Consider the following 18,860-nt stretch of genomic DNA (forward strand, 5'->3'; position numbering starts at 1 on the left):
TTATTGGTTCCTTGCCGCGAGTGCTGTGACGCGGTCAAATGCTTTACCGCTACGAATAATTGCGAGTGCGTGTTCGCTGTTTTGTTTTAAGTCTTCATGGCCATTAATACGCATCAACATGGCGACATTGGCCGCTACAGCAGCTTCGTGAGCAGCTTGCCCATGGCCTTGAAGCAAGTTACTAAGTAACACGCGGTTTTCATCTGGTGTTCCGCCTTCTAAGTCACGTAATTGATACGGTTCTAACCCAAAATCATCTGCAGTTAATTGGTAATGTTGTACTTTGCCATCTTTTAATTCAGCGACTTGAGTCACTGCATGTAATGAAACCTCATCCATCCCTCCACTGTGTACCACAGCTGCACGGGTGAAACCAAGCATCTGTAATGTTTCAGACACCGGTTTTACTAATGATTCTTGGTAAACTCCGATAAGGGCAATTGGCGGACGAGCCGGATTAATTAATGGCCCCAATACATTAAATAACGTTCGGGTTTTTAATTGAGTGCGTACAGGGGCCGCATGGCGGAACCCACTATGGTATTGCGGTGCAAATAAAAAACAAACACCAAGCTCATCTAAAGCGTCACGAGCGCTTTGCGCACTGAGATCAAGAGCGATACCAAAGGCAGCCAGTAAATCTGAAGAACCTGAACGGCTCGAAACACTACGATTACCATGCTTGGCTATTTTAATACCACATTCAGCAGCAACAAAGGCACTTGCTGTTGAAATATTAATACTATTTGCACCATCTCCCCCTGTACCAACAATATCACTGAATAGGTAGTCAGGGCGGGGAAAGGGTTGTGCATTTTCTAAACAAGCTAGAGCGGCACCCGCAATTTCTTGTGGTTGTTCGCCACGCATTTTCATACTGATTAACACAGCGGCTAACTGAGGTTCTGTTAATTCACCTTGAATAATGGCATTAAACAAGTACTGGCTTTCTTGTTGAGTTAGCGGCTGCGCTTTAAATAATTTATCATAAATATTTTGCATAATTGGCTCTTTAGTATTCCGTTAGTGCGAATGAGTGGATTCGATTGCATTGGGAGTAGAAAGAGCCCATGCCACGGTGTTTTCTAACAACTGTTTACCTTGAGTTGTTAAAATGGATTCTGGGTGAAATTGGAATCCACAAACTCTATCGCTATCATTACGTACAGCCATGACCATGCCATTTGACTGGGCACAAATGGTCAAGCTCTTCGGAATTTGGCTACCAACAAGAGAGTGGTAGCGAGCCACTGATATTGGGTTTTCAAGATGGTTAAACATGGCTAATCCATCATGTGTGGCTATTGAGGATTTACCATGCAAAATTTCACCTGCAGCAGAGACAGTTCCACCATAGGCCTCAACAATAGCTTGGTGACCTAAGCAAATACCGATAACAGGAATTTTGCCTTTTACGCGCATCAATATTTCTGGCATTGAACCTGCTTCACTAGGTTTTCCTGGACCGGGTGATAAGACTAAAATAGGTGAAACCATTTGATTTAATACAGATAAAATATGTTCTGCACTGACGGTATTGCGATAAATAACCACCTGATGTCCACCCGCACGCAGTTGGTCTACAAGGTTATAAGTAAAGGAGTCAACGTTATCGAGCAGTAAAATATTCGCCATTAGAATAACTCCTTAACTTGGTGTGCTTGGGCAATTGCACGGATCACAGCACGTGCTTTATTACGGGTTTCATCTGCTTCTGCTTGAGGTATGGAGTCTAGAACGACACCACCTCCCGCTTGTACAGTGGCAATGCCATTTTCTACGTAGGCGGAGCGAATAACGATGCAAGTATCAAAATCACCATTTCCTTGAAAATATCCCACAGCCCCCCCGTATGATCCTCGGCGCTCTTGTTCATATTGCGCAATCAGCTGCATTGCTTTTACTTTTGGTGCACCCGTTAACGTTCCCATATTCATACAGGCTTGATATGCATGAAAAACATCTAAATCTTGGCGTAATGTTCCCACGACATGAGAAACCAAATGCATCACGAAAGAATAGCGGTCAACCTTAGTTAGGTTAGCAACGTAACGGCTACCCGCTTCACAAATACGCGCTAAATCGTTACGTGCTAAGTCAACGAGCATGATGTGTTCAGCAAGCTCTTTCTCATCAGAACGCATGGAAAGCTCAATTCGGCTATCTAAATCAAGGTCTAATTCACCTTGGGCATTTCGTCCACGAGGGCGAGTTCCGGCGATTGGATAAATTTCCACTTTGCGATTTGCTGTCGCATATTTGAGTGCGCTTTCGGGTGAAGCCCCAAAGAGTGTGAATGCGTCATCTTGCATGTAGAACATATAAGGGCTTGGGTTTTGTGCTTTGAGTTTTTGGTACGCAATTAAGGGATGTGAGCATGGCATCGTAAATTTACGAGAAGGCACAACCTGAAAAATATCCCCACGGTATATGGCTTCTTTTAATGAGGTAACAATTTCCCCATATTCTGGGTCATTTTTGTTTACCGAGACGGCAAAGTCAGGCGCAGTTGCTAAAGGAAGCGCTGGCAAGAACGGCCGGCACGAAGCGATAATTTGAGCGTGACGCTGCGTAACAGTTTCGACATCTTGCTCATTTTGCGTAAATAGGCAACTTTTTAGACGTGCAGCCTGATTTTGATGGTCGATCACTAAATAATGCTCAGCAACAAAAAAACAGTAATCAGGGCAGTGATTAACGGTATTTACCTTGGGTAAATCTTCAAAGCTCGCGACTAAATCATAAGCAAACAACCCACCAACAAACAGATTTTCAGGTTTTGTGGAATAGGCTTGTGCAAGAGCGGGTAGTGCACGTAAAACGTCTAAGCTAGATGCAGCCTTCAGGCGGCTGTCTTCGTCTAAATCTTGTCCAGGCTGGCTGAACGTTACCGTCAAACTATTTTCTTGCATGCTATGATGCATGATTAAATCTGTTAATTGAGCTAACAGTTTAGGTAATAAGGCCTGGCCATTTGGCGTCAACGCTTCTATTTCAACTTGCTGGCCAAAAGCACGAATACGTAGCGCGCTGTTGACAATCAATAAGCTTTGCAAGTTGGCTTTATTATTAATTTCAGCGGATTCCAACAGCATTGTTGATGGAACTTGATGACACAAATGATTAAATAATAATGTTGGGTCAGGCTGATAATTAATTGGGCTATCCAGATACTTAAAATGTGCTAATGTGGTGTTTTGTTCGTTCATTATGTTGCCTTACGCTAATTTTTGACATAAAAAAACCCGCCGAGGAAGGGCGGGTTTGGCACTGAAACATACAATAACTATGCGCGTGCGGCTTCCGCCCAATTTGGGAAGTCACGCCACCAACGATTTGATAAGTTTAATAAAGTCATTGTATGCCTCACTGGATAAACTGATTATTTTTAGCTTTAGCCGTCTTGCGTACTAGTTAACTGGATCGCGCTATTTATGTCAAGGACTTTATTAATTTATTAGGAAAAATAGTTTTTCATGGAAATAGGAGAAGATATCAATATGTCGACAGCCTCGCCGCCATTAGTGACTCGCTATGACTTACATAGCCATACAAATGCTTCGGATGGTGACCTCACTCCTGCTGAGTTAATCGAACGTGCGGTTGAAAAAGGGGTTAATATTTTAGCGATTACTGACCACGATACCTGTGAAGGTGTATTAGAGGCTCGCCGCTATCTTGCTGAACATGAGCGGCCAATTGAGCTAGTCAATGGCGTTGAAATTTCGACACTTTGGGAGAATATTGAAATACATATAGTGGGCTTAAATTTTTCGCCTTCACATCCCGCGATGGTTCAATTGTTAAAAACACAATCTGAGCATCGTTTAGAGCGTGGTATTGAGATGGGCAGGCGGTTACAAAAAGCAGGCATTGACGATGCATGGGAAAATGCACAACGTATTTCTGGCGGTGGGCAGGTAACGCGGGCACATTTTGCACAATATATAGTGAAAATAGGTAAAGAAAAAACGATTAATAATGTATTTAAACGTTTTTTATCGAAAGGGAAAACAGGGTATGTGCCTGCGAAGTGGTGCACAATTCAAGACTCAATTGACGCAATCCATGCCGCAGGGGGAATGGCGGTATTAGCGCATCCGTCTAAATATCAATTATCCAATAAATGGTTAAAACGGTTGGTTGCGTATTTTAAACAGTGCGGTGGTGATGCTATGGAGGTTTCTCACTGCCAGCAACCGCCAAATGAAAAGCAATATTTAGCAGAATTGGCCAATAATGCTAATTTGTATACATCCGTTGGTTCAGATTTTCATCGGCCTTGCTCTTGGATAGAGCTTGGCAGAAATTTATGGTTGCCCGATGATGACAAGGCTGTTTGGACACTTTGGGATACAGTAAAAACAGCTAATTAATTGATGTATTAATAATGCAGTGTAAAATAATTATTATAAGTGATGATTTATTAATGAGTAAGTCATCTTATGGAATTCAAAGATAGTAGCATTTATAGGTATTTTTGCCGGGTGATGCTGTCGATACCCAAAAATTAGAGGTATGTATGAGCCAGTTTTTTTATATCCATCCGGACAATCCTCAGGCAAGACTTATTAGCCAGAGTGTTGAAATTTTAAATAAAGGCGGAGTGATTGTTTATCCTACAGATTCAGGATATGCCATTGGATGCCGTTTAGAAGAAAAAGATGCTTTACAACGTATCTGTCGGATTCGTCAGCTTGATGCTAACCATAATTTCACATTAATGTGCAGAGATCTCTCTGAGCTATCGAATTATGCGCATGTTGATAATACTGTCTTCCGTTTAATTAAAAATAATACACCAGGTAATTACACCTTTATTTTGCGGGCAACGAAAGAAGTTCCACGGCGTTTAATGAATGAAAAACGTAAAACTATTGGTTTACGTGTACCGTCGAACCCGATAGCTCGAGATTTACTCGAAGCTGTTGGTGAACCGTTGATGTCAACTAGTTTGATTATGCCAGGTGATGATTTCACTCAATCAGACCCTGAGGAAATCCGCGATTTACTCGATAAACAAGTCGATTTGGTGATACATGGTGGTTATATTGGGCAAAAACCAACAACTGTGATTGACTTTACTGATGATACGCCTGTTGTGGCGCGAGTCGGAACAGGGGATCCAACGCCTTTTGAGTAGGTATAAATATATCGAAGCTTAAGGTTCAGTACTGAACTAACTAAAATTGTATTGAATGTGCAATATACAGATAAGTAATAGGGGTTCAGGATAAACCTGTGTATAATGCGCGGGTTTTCAAATTCATTATTGTTTGGCGCGGCAAAAATAGCGCGCCAAAAAGATATTTGACGCCTGTGAAGGCGACAGCAGAGGGTTACATGAGCGTAAAACCGCAAAAAACTGAAAAATTACAGAAAATCCTTGCTCGTTCAGGGCATGGTTCTCGTCGAGAAATCGAAACATTCCTGCAAGCGGGTCGTATTAGTGTTGATGGCAAAATTGCGACACTAGGGGACCGTGTTGAAGTCACACCAGCAACAAAAATTCGTTTAGATGGTCGTTTATTAGCAATCAAAGAGCCTGAAAAGGAAATCTGTCGTGTAATGGCTTACTACAAGCCAGAAGGTGAGTTATGCACACGTCATGATCCTGAAGGGCGTCCAACTGTTTTTAACCGTTTACCACGGTTAACAGGGGCGCGGTGGATTGCTGTTGGCCGTTTGGATGTTAACACTAGTGGTTTATTGTTATTCACAACAGACGGTGAGCTCGCTAACCGTTTAATGCACCCTAGCCGTGAAGTTGAACGTGAATATGCAGTGCGTGTGTTTGGTGAAATTAACGATGCAAAAATTCGTCAATTAACACAAGGTGTACAGTTGGAAGATGGCCCAGCCTCTTTTAAAACGGTTTCTTACCGTGGCGGAGAAGGGATGAACCAATGGTTTAATGTCACCTTAACTGAAGGACGTAACCGCGAAGTTCGTCGCCTTTGGGAATCTGTTGGTGTACAAGTCAGCCGTTTAATCCGTGTGCGTTATGGTGATATCGACTTACCTAAAGGCTTACCGCGTGGAGGATGGACGGAACTTGGTTTAGAGCAAACCAACTATCTCCGTGAGCTGGTGGAACTGTCGGTGGAAACGGAAAGTAAGGTTGCGGTTGAGCGCGATCAACGTCGCATTAAAGCAAACCAAATTCGCCGTGCGGTTAAACGCCATACACAAGTCGCATCGCGTCCGGCATCAAAACGTCAATCATCAAGACCAACAGCGAAACGTCGTACTCGCATCTAAATTTGCTATTCTTTATTCAGTATAAAAACGCAGAGCGTAATTTCTCTGCGTTTTTTTATGTGATCACGCCAATAATCATCCACTCCAGTAATCATCAATCTTATAAACTCATCTTTCAGTAACAGCTATATGCCATATAGATAATTAGAAAATTAATGGTCTAGTTCACATTATTATGAAACCTATCAATAATAGATAATGTTTATGAGATGTTTGTCTCATTTTAATGTAATAAAAAGTCTTAGTATGCCCATTCTTATGAGATGTAACTCACAAAATGTTGGGTTGCTAACTGATAATAAAGATAAATTTACAGATAAACCTATTACTTACCCAGTTTATCCAGATAAATAAAGAATGGTTTAAGTGGATAAACCTGAATAAGGACAAAACATGAAAAAAATAACACTGACTTTGAGTGCGATTGCATTGGCATTGAGTTTTACGGCAACCTCTCAAGCAAAAATTCCAATGCCAGAAACCGTAAGCCCCGGCGTTACCGTTGTTGAACTTGCTCAACAACAGCCTATTCATTGGGTTTCCATCGAACAAATTAAACAAAGCCTAGAAGGGAAAGCACCTATGGCTGTTGGGTTTGATATCGATGATACGGTGTTATTTTCAAGTCCAGGTTTTTACCGTGGTAAATTAGAGTTCTCACCTAACGATTTTAGCTACCTCAAAAATCAACAATTTTGGGAAAAAATGAATAATGAGTGGGACAAATTCAGTATGCCAAAACAAGTGGGTATTGATTTAGTCAAAATGCACTTAGAGCGCGGTGACACTGTTTATTTCATTACTGGCCGTACGAAAACAAAAACGGAAACAGTGACGAAATATGTTCAAGAAGGTTTAGCGATACCTGCGGATAAAATGCAACCTGTTATTTTTGCGGGTGATGAACCAGGGCAAAATAATAAAGTGAGCTGGATGCGTGATCACAAACTTACCATATATTATGGTGATGCTGATGCCGATATCGCAGCAGCACATGAGTTAGGTATTCGCGGTGTTCGTATTTTACGTGCGGCAAACTCATCTTACCAACCATTACCAAAAGCAGGTCGCTTTGGTGAAGAGGTTGTGATTAATTCAGAATATTAATTCAATAAGTGCAATGCAAATAATAAATATCCTCCGACTAATGCCGGAGGATATTTATTCAAAAATGAGTGCAGCAGAAAGGAGGCCAGAAAAGGGCTGTAAATTCTTTTGGCGGGAAAATCTGAACAGACTCGAAAGCTGGCTAAGTAACATAAAAAATCCGTAATCTTGGGATAATTACGGATTTTTGTAGAACTGTAGGGTCGTTAAACTGATTATTTAGCTCTTAACTGATCGGCATTAGGTAAATTGACCCCTTTATTGCATAACTTAATAATAATTGTCTGTATTGATGATTACTTCACCGCCTAATATTTTACCATCTGGGCTGTTATAAACCATAGGTGCAGTGACGCGAGTTTGATTTTTTGATGAAATAGTACCGTAAGGATTAAATAAAGCAGTTTTTGCATTTATAGTTGCGTTATAATCAGCACTAATTAAGCCGTGGTATCCGTTATCAATAATATCTGCATTTAATTTTAAATTATTAAAAGCTGAAATTGTACCGTTTGAATTATACAGATTTTCATTGATATTCATTTGAACATCACCAGAAGCTAACGCTTTTTCAGTCCAGTTAGTTTTAACCTCTCCTATATAATTGTTAAAGGTATTTGCTTTAATATTGATAGAACCATCAACTGCATTTATTCCTGCTTTATCATCTGTGACACCGTATTTTTGGGCATGATTGGAAAAATCTGAACTCCAACGGTTGTCTAGTTCGTTTGTTTTGATTACTAAATTACCATTTGTACTAATTAAGCCTTCTTTATTAATTATTTTATTTGCTGCATTAATATCTAAATTAGTTGCGTTGATATAACCTGCAGTGTTATCTAATTTATCGGTATTGATGGTAGATTTACCCGCCTTGGAAATAATAGCACCAGAGTTGATAAGTGATGGCGTCTCGATAGTTAAAAGACGACCACTTTCAATCGTTGAGTCTTTACCATTGGTTAATGACTTTTCTGCAACTAGATCCATTCTTCCATTCGTAGTTTTGATTGAAGAAGTGCGGTTATTTATTTCCTCACTTTTTAAGTTCATACGTCTTTTTGCATTGATTAACGCATTATTTTTGTTTTCAATAGAAACAGCTGCCTCAATTGTAATATCACGACCAGTAAGTAAAGCATCATTATTGTAAACAATGCTACCTGAATTAATGTTTAATTCATTACCGGCTGAAATTACACTTTTAATAGAATTAGGAAACATATTGGATGAATTTTCAACATTATTAACTGTTTTGATGTTCATATCACCTTTGGTGGCCTGTATTTTGCCGCCATAGTTGCCAATCATGTTAGCATCAGCATTTAAATTCTGATTTGCAGTGATCTCACCACCAGAATAGTTAAGGATATAGCCATCAGTATTGATATTAATATCGTTGTTTTTTGATTTAATAGCACCGGTGTTTTCAATTCCGCTTAAATTGTGAACATAGGCAGGATTACTGGTTGCGGTAATATTTACGTCACCAATAGCATCCATTGTTTTATAATTGAAAATATTACCATTACTGGCAATTCGTAAACCATCATCACCAGCGGAGATAATGCCTTTATTGCTAATAGCACTATTATTTCCAGTGGATATCAGCGTAATTTTATCTGCGTACATTCCACCTAATGCTGAAATATCGATAGCAATATTTGGGGTGTTAGTATTGGAACTGGCAGATTTTATAAGTTGTCCATTTTTACTAATAACATTGGTACCTGTAATTATATTTATCTCATCAGCATTCATCTTGGCTGATATAGCAGCCGTTTTTGCTAAGATATCAGTAGGTGAGTTTGAATTAAATTTATCAGTAATGACGATTTGACCTTTGTCAACATTGATAGTGAAATCACCATTAAGTTGTGGTGTTATTTTCCCTGTCGTGAGTGTTGCTCTATTTGTGTTAATGAAACCACAATTATTACAAGTAATACCTGAAGCATTGGCAACAATAACTTGAGCACTATTACCAGCAACTTCAATCATTCCATTTAATTGGGTTGCTTTATTAGAATTAACTTCATTTAGAATAACAGTTGCAGCATTACCTTGAAGATTGCTGTTGGCTTTAATATTACCCGCTAATTGCGTATTGATATCTGCTTTACTGTTATTGAGTACGACACCTTTTTTGTCAACATCAAATTTACTATAAATATTATGAGAAACACCATTATTAGATGGGGTCTTTATATTTACAATAGTTGCGCCATTTGGTGCTTTAATGACACCAGCGCCATTGGTGTTAACAATATCTGCTTGCGCAATAGAAATTGTACCTAAAAAAATGGAAATTCCTAAAAAAACAGATTTTAATTTTAGGGTAGGATGGTTGTAATATTCTTTGTTATTTTGTTTCATATTAATCTCTAATTTATCGATAGATATAAAATACGTAGATGATAAATAAAATAAGCTATAGGATTGTACGTTAATAAAAATTTAAATAAAAATTAATTCTTTTTAAGACTATGCAATTGACGTCAATTAGATGTTATATCTATAAAGGTGAAAAAATGGGTATTTATCACTTGGCTTGTAAAATTTCCTTGTATATTCAATATGTAAACTTTACTCTAAAATGGAGATCGTATACGTTATTACTTAAGTGAGTTCTCCTATCTATTGTGACTTTACAATAAGCATAGATAAGATATGTTTAACACTTATTATTATTGTTGTTGGGTAGTGGCATTTGGCTGTTATATATTAGGTTTTAATTTCGCCACTTATTAATTATTTGTTTGTGTTTGTTTCGGTAGATATAGTGTGAGAATATTATTTAGGCGCGGTCGGTAATAAGCCCTTATAGGGCTAGAATAAACCACCCGCTATGCGAGTGGTTATGATTGTAATATATTAGTTTGTCACAACTGCATCAATAATCACACGGTTACCCGTGATACTTCCAGCCGTTCCATTACTTACTATAGGGCTGGTGACTTTAGTCGTGTTAGTAGAACGTAAAGCACCATATTGGTTGTTAATACGATTTTTTGAATCAATGGTGAGATTTTTCCCTGCGGCCACTGTTCCTGAATAGTTTTCTAATGTGCCAACATCCAGTTTCTGGCTATTAGCGCTTTTGATTTCTCCATAATTATTATTGAGTGTTGCTTTGAGCTTAACGTCAATATCATTACGTGCAGCGGTATTATTTTCTACATTTGCAGCAATAGAACCATAGGTATTATGTAACGTATCACCTTTAACTTTAATAGTTCCATTATTGGTTTGTAGGCCACCATTTTGGTTTGTTAGTCCAAATTTAGTATTAATGAGTTTAAAGTCACTACTGTAACTGTTGTTCAAATAACTGGTTTCAATATCGAGATTATTTTCTGCATTAATTAACCCTGCTTGGTTATCAATACTATAGGCTTTAATCGTAAGATTTTGTCCTTTGATATAGCCAGAACGGTTGTTCATTGAATTAGCATTAATAACGGATTTGCCGTTATTCGAAACAATCGCTCCGGTGTTATTGAGCTGGTTAGCATTGATATTCATCAAGCGACCACTATGAATGGTTGACGTTCCCGCATTAGTGAGTGATACCGACGCATCTAAATTCATCTGGCCATCAATGGCATTTATTTCAGAATTAGTTTGCGTTAAGTACATCGTACTGATGTCTGCATGGCGTTGTGCAGTAATTTTGCTATTTGATGTGTTATCAATTGCGGATTGCGTGCTGATTTTGCTATCTCGCCCTGCAGTAATATTGGAGTTTTCATTCACAACACGAACGGCATTAATCGTTATATCACGCCCAGCATTGAATCCTTTTACTGGATCATTTGGATTGGCGAGATTGTCCCTGTTGTAAATTGTACTCATGGAATGAATGTCGATATTACCTTTAGTAGACTGAACGATACCATTATCATTTACAAATGAATCAGAGAGTGTATTAACATTCTGCAGAGCGATTATCGAACCACGATTGTTGCTTAGTGTACCTAATGTACTTAGATTAATATCATTGTTATAGGATGTGATATCACCATTATCATTATTAATTACACCCGTTCCTGCAACGGTAATATTGACGTTTTTATTACCCGCAATGCGACCGTTATTGGTAAGGCTTGCTGCTTTAATATCAATATCACCCGCTGCGTTCATATTACCATTGGTATTATTCACCGTTCCTGCGGTATCAATAGAAATTGCGCCATTATAGGTACCAATATCCCCTAAATTACTGACACCAACGCCAGTTTCAGTGGCTATTAATGAGATTTTATTGGCATACATACCGCCAATCGACGAAACATCAATCCCAACAGTGGGTTTTGTTCCAATTGCAGCGGCTGTACCCGTCACATCCCCAGCCGAATTGACGTGATTACTTCCAGCTATCAAATTGATGCGCTGTGTATCAATAATGCCATTAATGGCCACCGAACGTGCAATTAAATCTGTCGGAGAATTGGTATCTAATCTCCCATTGATGGCAATTTTACCTTGCTGCACATTATAGTTAGCAATGGAGCCATCATTTGCTAGCTCTACTTTACCGGTTGTCAGTGTTGTACGATTGGTGTTGATAAAGCCACAGTTGTTACATGTAACTCCGGACGCATTAGCAACGATTACTTGCGCTTTGCCGCCTGCAACCTCAATCATGCCATTTAATGTGGTTGCCGCATTTGAATTTATTTCGTTTAAGATAACTTTAGCTCGCCCGCCAGCAACATTGGTATTGCCACCAATTTTGCCGCCAATGAGCGTATTAGAATTTTTTGCACTGTTATTTAAAATAACGCCTTTTTGGTCAACATCGAATTGGCTATAGGTATTATGAGAAACACCAGCCTGGCTTGGTTTATTAATATAAACGACAGTCGGTCCATTACCTTGATTTAATATACCAGCCCCATTAGTTGGTGTAATTGCCGCTTGAGCAACAGTAGTAGTTCCAACGATTATTGAAACACATAAAAAGAGTGGGTTAAATTTCATTTTTGTGAAATTCAAATGAGAATTTGAAACGTTTTTCATATATATCCCTTAAATAAAATAGAAAAATCTAAGATAACTAACAATCCATTATTGCAGTTTAATTATGCTTAAATAGAAAACTAAATAAAATTAATAATGTTAACATGGGTAAATATATCGTTATTCATTGATAACTAACTAAAACTGAATAAAAGCGGAGTAATATCTATTTTTATAGATTAGTTTGTTTTTTTATCAATAGGTTGTGTTTACGCATTTTTAGCCTGTTAGGAGGATTTTACTCACGTAGCAATACGTAATCATTTTAATTAAAGAGGAGGTTTTCAATAAATAGCATTAATTATTTTTATATTTATTCTTTATCGTTATAAAATAATTGTGATACTTGATGAACAAAAGTTAGCAAAAAAATTCATACTACCAAAAAATATTTTCCAATATGGAGTTCACACTAAATTAGTGTTACCAATGAAAAGTATTAAATAACTTTTTTATAGGTTAACTGATGGCTTAGTTAGAAAAATAGCTAGTGAAATAGATTAGAAGTGCAATAATAAAAAATAACGCCTTATTATTGCACTTTGTTATCGGATGATTACCAATCAATCCCTTTTTGAGCTTTAATCCCAATATCAAATGCATGTTTCACTGGGCGCATTTCTGTTACTGTATCAGCTAATTCGATTAAATCTCGGTGGCAACCTCTGCCAGTGATCACAACAGATTGATTGGCAGGGCGGCTTTGTAATGCTTGGATCACTTCTGCTAATTCGAGATAATGGTAACTTACCATGTAGGTGAGTTCATCTAAAATAACTAAATCGTACTGTGGGTCACTTAATAATTGTTTGGCGTAGTGCCAAGTTTCTATACAGGCGAGGGTGTCTGTCTCTTTGTTTTGAGTTTCCCAAGTGAACCCTGTGGACATAACATAGAAGGGAACGCCTTGGGGTTCTAACAGCTCACGTTCACCATTATCCCAGCCACCTTTAATAAATTGAACAACAGCGGCTTTTTTACCATGGCCTACTGCACGGCAAACAGTACCAAATGCCGCTGTCGTTTTGCCTTTTCCATTTCCAGTAAAGACAATAACGATACCCCGTTCAATTTGAGCGGCTTCAATTCGTGCATCCACTTTTTCTTTTAAACGTTGTTGACGTTCTTCGTGTCGGCTTTGAGACATCATTTTTACTCCGCAGCACCGGGCTTGCGTCCGGGTTGTGCATCATAGCTACTTCCTGTTTTACGCAGGCTATCATCACCCATCAAATAGATATAAATAGGCATGATATCAGCAGGAGTTTTCAATTTAAGAGGATCTTCGTCAGGGAATGCGCTTGCTCGCATAGAGGTTCGAGTTCCACCTGGATTAATACAATTTACACGAAGATTACTGTGCTTATACTCTTCGGATAGAATTTGCATTAAACCTTCTGTCGCAAATTTAGAGACAGAATAAGCTCCCCAACCGGCTCGACCTTGTTTACCTACACTTGAACTGGTAAAAACTAACGAGGCATTAGGCGCTTTAAGTAATAGAGGGAGCAAAGCTTGAGTTAGCATGAATGTGGCATTAACATTTATTTGCATCACATCATGCCATAGGTCACTGGGTTGCTCAGAGATAGGGGCTACTACACCAAGTATTCCCGCGTTGTGTAAAACGCCATCCAAATAAGGCGTTATTGACGCAACTTGCGAAGCGAGTGTATGGCAGTCATCAATTGTTGCGGTTAATAAGTCTAATATAAAGCAAGGTGGATTCTTTCCATCTAAAGCCGCTATTTCATCACTAACTGATTGTAATTTATGCAGTGTTCTACCAACAAGAATAAGGGATGCACCATAGCGCGCATAAGTGAGAGCGGCTTCACGGCCAATGCCATCACCGGCACCTGTCACGAGAATAGTTTTACCTTTCAATAGGTCTTGTCTAGGCTGATATTGGAGCATATTCTTTCCTACTATTGTGATTAGCATGTATGGTTATCATCGCACTGATTGTGATAATTGGCTAATCTAACATAGTATTAACAAGGTTTGTCGTGCCAACTCTGTTTTTTTCTGGTTGTTTGCGCGTAATCGTGAGATTATTTTTGTATTGAAGATAAATATCAAAAGGATCAGATTGTGGAGTATTTCTCATTGTATGGGCTATTTTTAGCAAAAGTCGTTACGATTTTGGTAGCGGTGGTTTTGCTGGCTGTTTTTGTGTTTGGCGTAGGTATGCGCAGACAAGGAGCAAAAGGTGCTTTGAAAATCACAGATTTAGGTGAAAGCTATCGTGAGCGTCAGCGCCAAATGCAACAGATAAAAATGAATGAATCAGAACATAAGGCATGGCTAAAAGCATTTAAAAAACAGCAAAAAGCAAAATCAAAAAGTGAGAAAACTGGGGCTAAATTAGGCCAAACAGGGGTTAAAAAGCCTTGCTTATATGTCTTAGACTTCAAAGGTAGTATGGATGCACGTGAAGTTGCCTCTTTACGTGAAGAGATCAGTGCAATTCTCGCTGTTGCAGACCAACAGGATGAGGTTTTGTTAAGACTTGAAAGCCCTGGTGGGATGGTTCATGGTTATGGCTTAGCGGCTTCACAATTACTAAGAATCAAAGAAAAAAATATCCCACTGACTATTGCGGTAGATAAAGTCGCTGCGAGTGGTGGATATATGATGGCGTGCATCGCAGATAAAATTATCGCAGCGCCATTTGCCATTATTGGTTCGATTGGTGTTGTCGCTCAAATTCCAAATATTCATCGGTTATTAAAAAAGCATGATGTTGATGTTGAACTTCACACCGCTGGCGAATATAAACGTACATTGACCATGTTAGGTGAGAACACGGAGCAAGGTCGTAAGAAATTTGTTGAAGATTTAAATTCAACACATGAATTGTTTAAACAATTTGTTCATCAAAATCGCCCATCTTTAGATATTTCTGCAGTTGCAACAGGGGAGTATTGGTATGGTTCACAGGCGCTTGATAAAGGGCTTGTGGATAATATTGGTGTGAGTGATGATTTTATTATTAATGCGATTGATACTAAGGAAATAGTTAGTATCCGTTATGTATTAAGTAAAAAAATGATGGATAAGTTTATGGGAAGCGCGGCAAAGAGCGTGGATAATTTATTATTGCGCTGGTGGCAGCGTGGGCAAAAACCACTCTTGTAATTTCGAATTTTGCCTAGCGAATAAGCGTTTTTAAATCTACTATTAATTTACCGGCTTTTTAGCCGGTAAATTATATACAAAGAGCAAACGTGTTAATTAGTTATTATCACTCAATTGGTATTGTTCTGATAGTACATGAGCAAGGTGTTTGTACATATTAAAAGCAGCGGTACTCTTTAAGGTAGGGATACTGTTCTCATCTAAGAAGAACTCCCCTTTAAATACCAATGTACCTCGATGCTGCTCTACAGTATCAACAAACATACCATGAATATAATCATCATGTTTCTTTATGATATCATTAGCTTTTTCAAGTAACTCTTTTTTTGTGATGAACGGTAAATTGTCTTGCATAACTTGGCTTCCTTGAAAAAATAATTGGTTGCTTCTAGCATTTTATCAGGTAGAGTGTGTGGTTTTCAATTGTGACTAAACATCTTTATATGGTTAAAATCAGTCGACTAGAAGACACTTTGTGCCTTTTAGAATAACGTGATTGAGTTTATAAGTTTTGTTTCAACACAAATAATTGTTTAAAAATATATTGATATATTGTGATTGTGTCGCAATATAAAAAAGAGATTCTCATTTTGCGCATTTTAATGTAGAAATGCGCCATTGTTGATATTTAGGTAAAGGTAAATATGGGTAAAGCTCTTGTTATAGTGGAGTCCCCGGCAAAGGCCAAAACGATTAATAAGTATCTTGGCAGTGGCTACGTTGTAAAAAGCAGCGTTGGCCACATTCGTGATCTGCCGAAAAGCGGCTCTGGTTCACAAACCGGCTCACAAAAGAGTACAGGCTCATCTACCGACAAAACAAAGAAAGTGAAAAAAGATCCGCGTGACGCATTAGTTAAGCGCATGGGGATTGACCCTTACCATGGTTGGAAAGCGAATTATCAAATTCTACCAGGTAAAGAAAAAGTGGTCTCTGAACTTAAATCACTAGCGGAGGATGCTGATCACATCTACCTCGCAACGGACTTGGACCGAGAAGGGGAAGCTATTGCGTGGCATTTGCGTGAAGTGATTGGTGGAGACGATTCTCGTTTTAGTCGTGTTGTATTTAATGAGATCACCAAAAATGCGATCACTCAGGCATTTGATAGCCCTGGGGAATTAAATATAGATAGAGTTAACGCACAACAAGCGCGTCGTTTTATGGACCGAGTTGTGGGTTACATGGTTTCTCCACTGTTGTGGAAAAAAGTGGCTCGTGGCTTATCTGCTGGTCGTGTTCAATCAGTTGCAGTGAAACTGATAGTTGAACGTGAACGGGAAATTAAAGCCTTCGTTCCTGAAGAATATTGGGAACTGCATGCCGACTTAGCCGATAAAGATATCGCTAATTTGCGTATGGAAGTCACTTCACAAGGTGGTAAGGCATTTAAGCCAGTCAATAAAGCGCAAACAGAGGCGGCGGTTAAATTACTGGAAAATGCCCGTTTTGCGGTTACTGACCGTGAAGATAGGCCGACATCCAGTAAACCGAGCGCACCGTATATCACCTCAACGCTACAACAAGCTGCTAGTACCCGTTTAGGTTTCGGCGTGAAAAAAACCATGATGATGGCTCAGCGTCTTTATGAGGCGGGTTACATCACTTATATGCGTACTGACTCAACAAACTTGAGTCAAGATGCACTCGACATGGTTCGTGGCTATATTAATGATAATTTTGGCGCGAAATACCTGCCAAAAGATGCCAATGTGTATAGTAGCAAAGACAATTCGCAAGAGGCACACGAAGCCATTCGTCCTTCTAGTGTCGATGTTTTACCTGAGTCACTAAAAGACATGGAGAACGACGCGAAAAGGTTGTATCAATTGATTTGGAATCAGTTTGTGGCTTGTCAAATGACACCTGCGAAATATGATTCAACAACCTTAACAGTCAAAGCAGGGGATTTTGAACTAAAAGCCAAAGGGCGTACTCTGCGCTTCGATGGTTGGACGAAAGTCATGCCTGCACTGCGTAAAAATGATGAAGACAAAACGCTGCCACCAATACAAGTTGGTGCGGAGTTGTCTTTGGTTGAGCTATTGCCTAGCCAACACTTTACTAAGCCGCCGGCACGTTTTAGTGAAGCGTCCTTAGTTAAAGAGTTAGAAAAGCGTGGTATTGGCCGTCCTTCAACGTATGCAGCGATTATTTCGACGATCCAAGACAGAGGTTATGTCAAAGTTGAAAACCGTCGTTTCTATGCAGAAAAAATGGGTGAAATCGTCACAGACCGCTTAGAGGAAAACTTTAACGATCTGATGAACTATGATTTTACTGCACGTATGGAAGACCAATTGGACCATGTTGCAAACCATGATGCCGAATGGAAAGCCGTATTAGATGAATTCTTCTCTGATTTTAGTAAGCAGCTCGATGTTGCTGAAAAAGAACCAGAGGAAGGGGGAATGCGCACCAACCCAATGGTAATTACCTCAATTACCTGCCCTGATTGTGAACGCCATATGGGCATTCGTACCGCATCAACTGGGGTATTTTTAGGTTGCTCTGGTTACGCATTACCACCCAAAGAGCGTTGTAAAAAAACGATTAACCTTATCCCTGAAGACGAAGTCCTTAATGTCCTTGAAGGGGATGATGCGGAAACTAATGCGTTAAGAGCCAAACGCCGCTGTCCAAAATGCGGCACCGCGATGGACAGCTATTTGATTGATAATGGCCGTAAATTACATGTTTGTGGTAATAACCCTGCGTGTGAAGGTTATGAAATCGAAGAAGGCGAGTTTCGTATTAAGGGTTATGACGGCCCAGTCATTGAGTGTGACAAGTGTGGTTCAGAAATGCACCTGAAAATGGGGCGTTTTGGTAAGTACATGGGTTGCACCAACGAAGAGTGTAAAAATACGCGTAAAATCTTACGAAGTGGTGAAGTGGCACCACCGAAAGAAGATCCAGTGCCATTGCCGGAACTTCCATGTGAAAAATCTGATGCGTATTTTGTGTTACGTGATGGGGCTGCTGGCGTTTTCCTTGCGGCGAATACATTCCCTAAATCACGAGAAACACGTGCACCACTAGTGGCAGAATTACAGCGTTTTAAAGACCGTTTACCTGAAAAACTCGCTTATTTAGCTGAAGCACCGGCTGAAGACGGTGAAGGTAACCCAACTGTCGTCCGTTTTAGTCGTAAAACGAAACAACAATATGTTTCTTCAGAGAAAAACGGCAAAGCAACGGGTTGGAGTGCATTCTACGTTGACGGTAAGTGGGAAGTAAAAGAAAAGTAATAGCTCTCTTTTGTTTCCAAACAAAAAAGCCAATCATTTAATTAGATTGGCTTTTTTATTAACTTGTCAATTTCA

12 protein-coding genes, 1 pseudogene and 1 other annotated feature are annotated in these 18,860 nt (G+C 39.2%); of the genes and pseudogenes, 6 read left to right on the top strand and 7 right to left on the bottom strand.

The window, feature by feature from the left end; translation table 11 throughout:
* Both trpD and PSE83_RS04920 read right to left on the bottom strand, forming a co-directional pair.
* A pseudogene (gene trpD, locus PSE83_RS20405) lies at positions 1-1,635 on the bottom strand (bifunctional anthranilate synthase glutamate amidotransferase component TrpG/anthranilate phosphoribosyltransferase TrpD).
* A complete protein-coding gene (locus tag PSE83_RS04920; RefSeq protein ID WP_004254166.1) occupies positions 1,635-3,209 on the bottom strand; it encodes an anthranilate synthase component 1 in 1,575 nt (524 codons plus the stop codon). The pseudogene trpD and the gene PSE83_RS04920 overlap by 1 nt, the downstream one beginning before the upstream one ends.
* A gap of 26 nt (positions 3,210-3,235) precedes the next feature.
* Positions 3,236-3,337: a sequence feature (Trp leader region), on the bottom strand.
* A gap of 163 nt (positions 3,338-3,500) precedes the next feature.
* Here PSE83_RS04920 and rnm point away from each other — a divergent pair.
* The 4 genes from rnm (at position 3,501) to aphA (ending at position 7,368) form a co-directional block, all read left to right on the top strand.
* Entirely contained in the window at positions 3,501-4,376 is an 876-nt protein-coding gene (gene rnm / locus PSE83_RS04925) for an RNase RNM (RefSeq protein ID WP_198633359.1), read from the top strand.
* A 146-nt stretch (positions 4,377-4,522) separates the two neighbouring features.
* Entirely contained in the window at positions 4,523-5,143 is a 621-nt protein-coding gene (locus PSE83_RS04930; RefSeq protein ID WP_036957701.1) for an L-threonylcarbamoyladenylate synthase, read from the top strand.
* A gap of 200 nt (positions 5,144-5,343) precedes the next feature.
* Entirely contained in the window at positions 5,344-6,261 is a 918-nt protein-coding gene (gene rluB / locus PSE83_RS04935) for a 23S rRNA pseudouridine(2605) synthase RluB (RefSeq protein WP_272660685.1), read from the top strand.
* A gap of 393 nt (positions 6,262-6,654) precedes the next feature.
* Positions 6,655-7,368: an acid phosphatase AphA gene (aphA, locus tag PSE83_RS04940; protein WP_004254174.1), complete on the top strand. Its 714-nt coding sequence runs from the start codon at positions 6,655-6,657 to the stop codon at positions 7,366-7,368.
* A gap of 270 nt (positions 7,369-7,638) precedes the next feature.
* On the opposite strand, the gene PSE83_RS04945 is transcribed toward aphA, so the two are convergent.
* The 4 genes from PSE83_RS04945 to PSE83_RS04960 all read right to left on the bottom strand — a co-directional run bounded on the left by PSE83_RS04945 (position 7,639) and on the right by PSE83_RS04960 (position 14,310).
* Positions 7,639-9,747, bottom strand: a complete 2,109-nt coding sequence (locus PSE83_RS04945; RefSeq protein WP_272660686.1) for a filamentous hemagglutinin N-terminal domain-containing protein — start codon at positions 9,745-9,747, stop codon at positions 7,639-7,641.
* A gap of 498 nt (positions 9,748-10,245) precedes the next feature.
* Complete coding sequence (locus tag PSE83_RS04950) at positions 10,246-12,393, bottom strand: two-partner secretion domain-containing protein (protein WP_272660687.1); 2,148 nt, start codon at positions 12,391-12,393, stop codon at positions 10,246-10,248.
* Between the two features lie 556 nt (positions 12,394-12,949).
* A complete protein-coding gene (cobO, locus tag PSE83_RS04955; RefSeq protein ID WP_036958117.1) occupies positions 12,950-13,540 on the bottom strand; it encodes a cob(I)yrinic acid a,c-diamide adenosyltransferase in 591 nt (196 codons plus the stop codon).
* 5 nt (positions 13,541-13,545) lie between these two features.
* Positions 13,546-14,310 carry a YciK family oxidoreductase gene (locus PSE83_RS04960; protein ID WP_036957702.1) on the bottom strand — a complete coding sequence of 255 codons (765 nt, stop codon included), beginning with the start codon at positions 14,308-14,310 and terminating at the stop codon, positions 13,546-13,548.
* Between the two features lie 177 nt (positions 14,311-14,487).
* Here PSE83_RS04960 and sohB point away from each other — a divergent pair, with 177 nt between their 5' ends.
* On the top strand, positions 14,488-15,534 hold the full coding sequence (sohB, locus tag PSE83_RS04965; RefSeq protein ID WP_004254182.1) for a protease SohB: 1,047 nt from the start codon (positions 14,488-14,490) through the stop codon (positions 15,532-15,534).
* Positions 15,535-15,630: 96 nt separating this feature from the next.
* Here the strand turns inward: sohB and PSE83_RS04970 are convergent, their stop codons facing one another.
* Positions 15,631-15,888 (bottom strand): DUF2498 family protein, encoded by a 258-nt coding sequence (locus PSE83_RS04970; protein WP_004254193.1) that lies wholly within the window; start codon positions 15,886-15,888, stop codon positions 15,631-15,633.
* Positions 15,889-16,178: 290 nt separating this feature from the next.
* On the opposite strand from PSE83_RS04970, the gene topA reads away from it, so the two are divergent.
* Positions 16,179-18,785 carry a type I DNA topoisomerase gene (gene topA / locus PSE83_RS04975; protein ID WP_004254195.1) on the top strand — a complete coding sequence of 869 codons (2,607 nt, stop codon included), beginning with the start codon at positions 16,179-16,181 and terminating at the stop codon, positions 18,783-18,785.
* Positions 18,786-18,860 lie beyond the last annotated feature (75 nt).

The organism is Providencia sp. PROV150 (assembly GCF_028481025.1).
Classification (GTDB): domain Bacteria; phylum Pseudomonadota; class Gammaproteobacteria; order Enterobacterales; family Enterobacteriaceae; genus Providencia; species Providencia hangzhouensis.

Excerpts from the sequence above, each read along its gene's own strand:
- PSE83_RS04970 (WP_004254193.1), bottom strand. The coding sequence starts at position 15,888 with ATGCAAGACAATTTACCGTTCATCACAAAAAAAGAGTTACTTGAAAAA.
- aphA (WP_004254174.1), top strand. The coding sequence starts at position 6,655 with ATGAAAAAAATAACACTGACTTTGAGTGCGATTGCATTGGCATTGAGT.
- cobO (WP_036958117.1), bottom strand. The coding sequence starts at position 13,540 with ATGTCTCAAAGCCGACACGAAGAACGTCAACAACGTTTAAAAGAAAAA.
- rluB (WP_272660685.1), top strand. The coding sequence starts at position 5,344 with ATGAGCGTAAAACCGCAAAAAACTGAAAAATTACAGAAAATCCTTGCT.
- PSE83_RS04930 (WP_036957701.1), top strand. The coding sequence starts at position 4,523 with ATGAGCCAGTTTTTTTATATCCATCCGGACAATCCTCAGGCAAGACTT.
- topA (WP_004254195.1), top strand. The coding sequence starts at position 16,179 with ATGGGTAAAGCTCTTGTTATAGTGGAGTCCCCGGCAAAGGCCAAAACG.
- rnm (WP_198633359.1), top strand. The coding sequence starts at position 3,501 with ATGTCGACAGCCTCGCCGCCATTAGTGACTCGCTATGACTTACATAGC.
- PSE83_RS04920 (WP_004254166.1), bottom strand. The coding sequence starts at position 3,209 with ATGAACGAACAAAACACCACATTAGCACATTTTAAGTATCTGGATAGC.
- PSE83_RS04945 (WP_272660686.1), bottom strand. The coding sequence starts at position 9,747 with ATGAAACAAAATAACAAAGAATATTACAACCATCCTACCCTAAAATTA.
- PSE83_RS04950 (WP_272660687.1), bottom strand. The coding sequence starts at position 12,393 with ATGAAAAACGTTTCAAATTCTCATTTGAATTTCACAAAAATGAAATTT.
- PSE83_RS04960 (WP_036957702.1), bottom strand. The coding sequence starts at position 14,310 with ATGCTCCAATATCAGCCTAGACAAGACCTATTGAAAGGTAAAACTATT.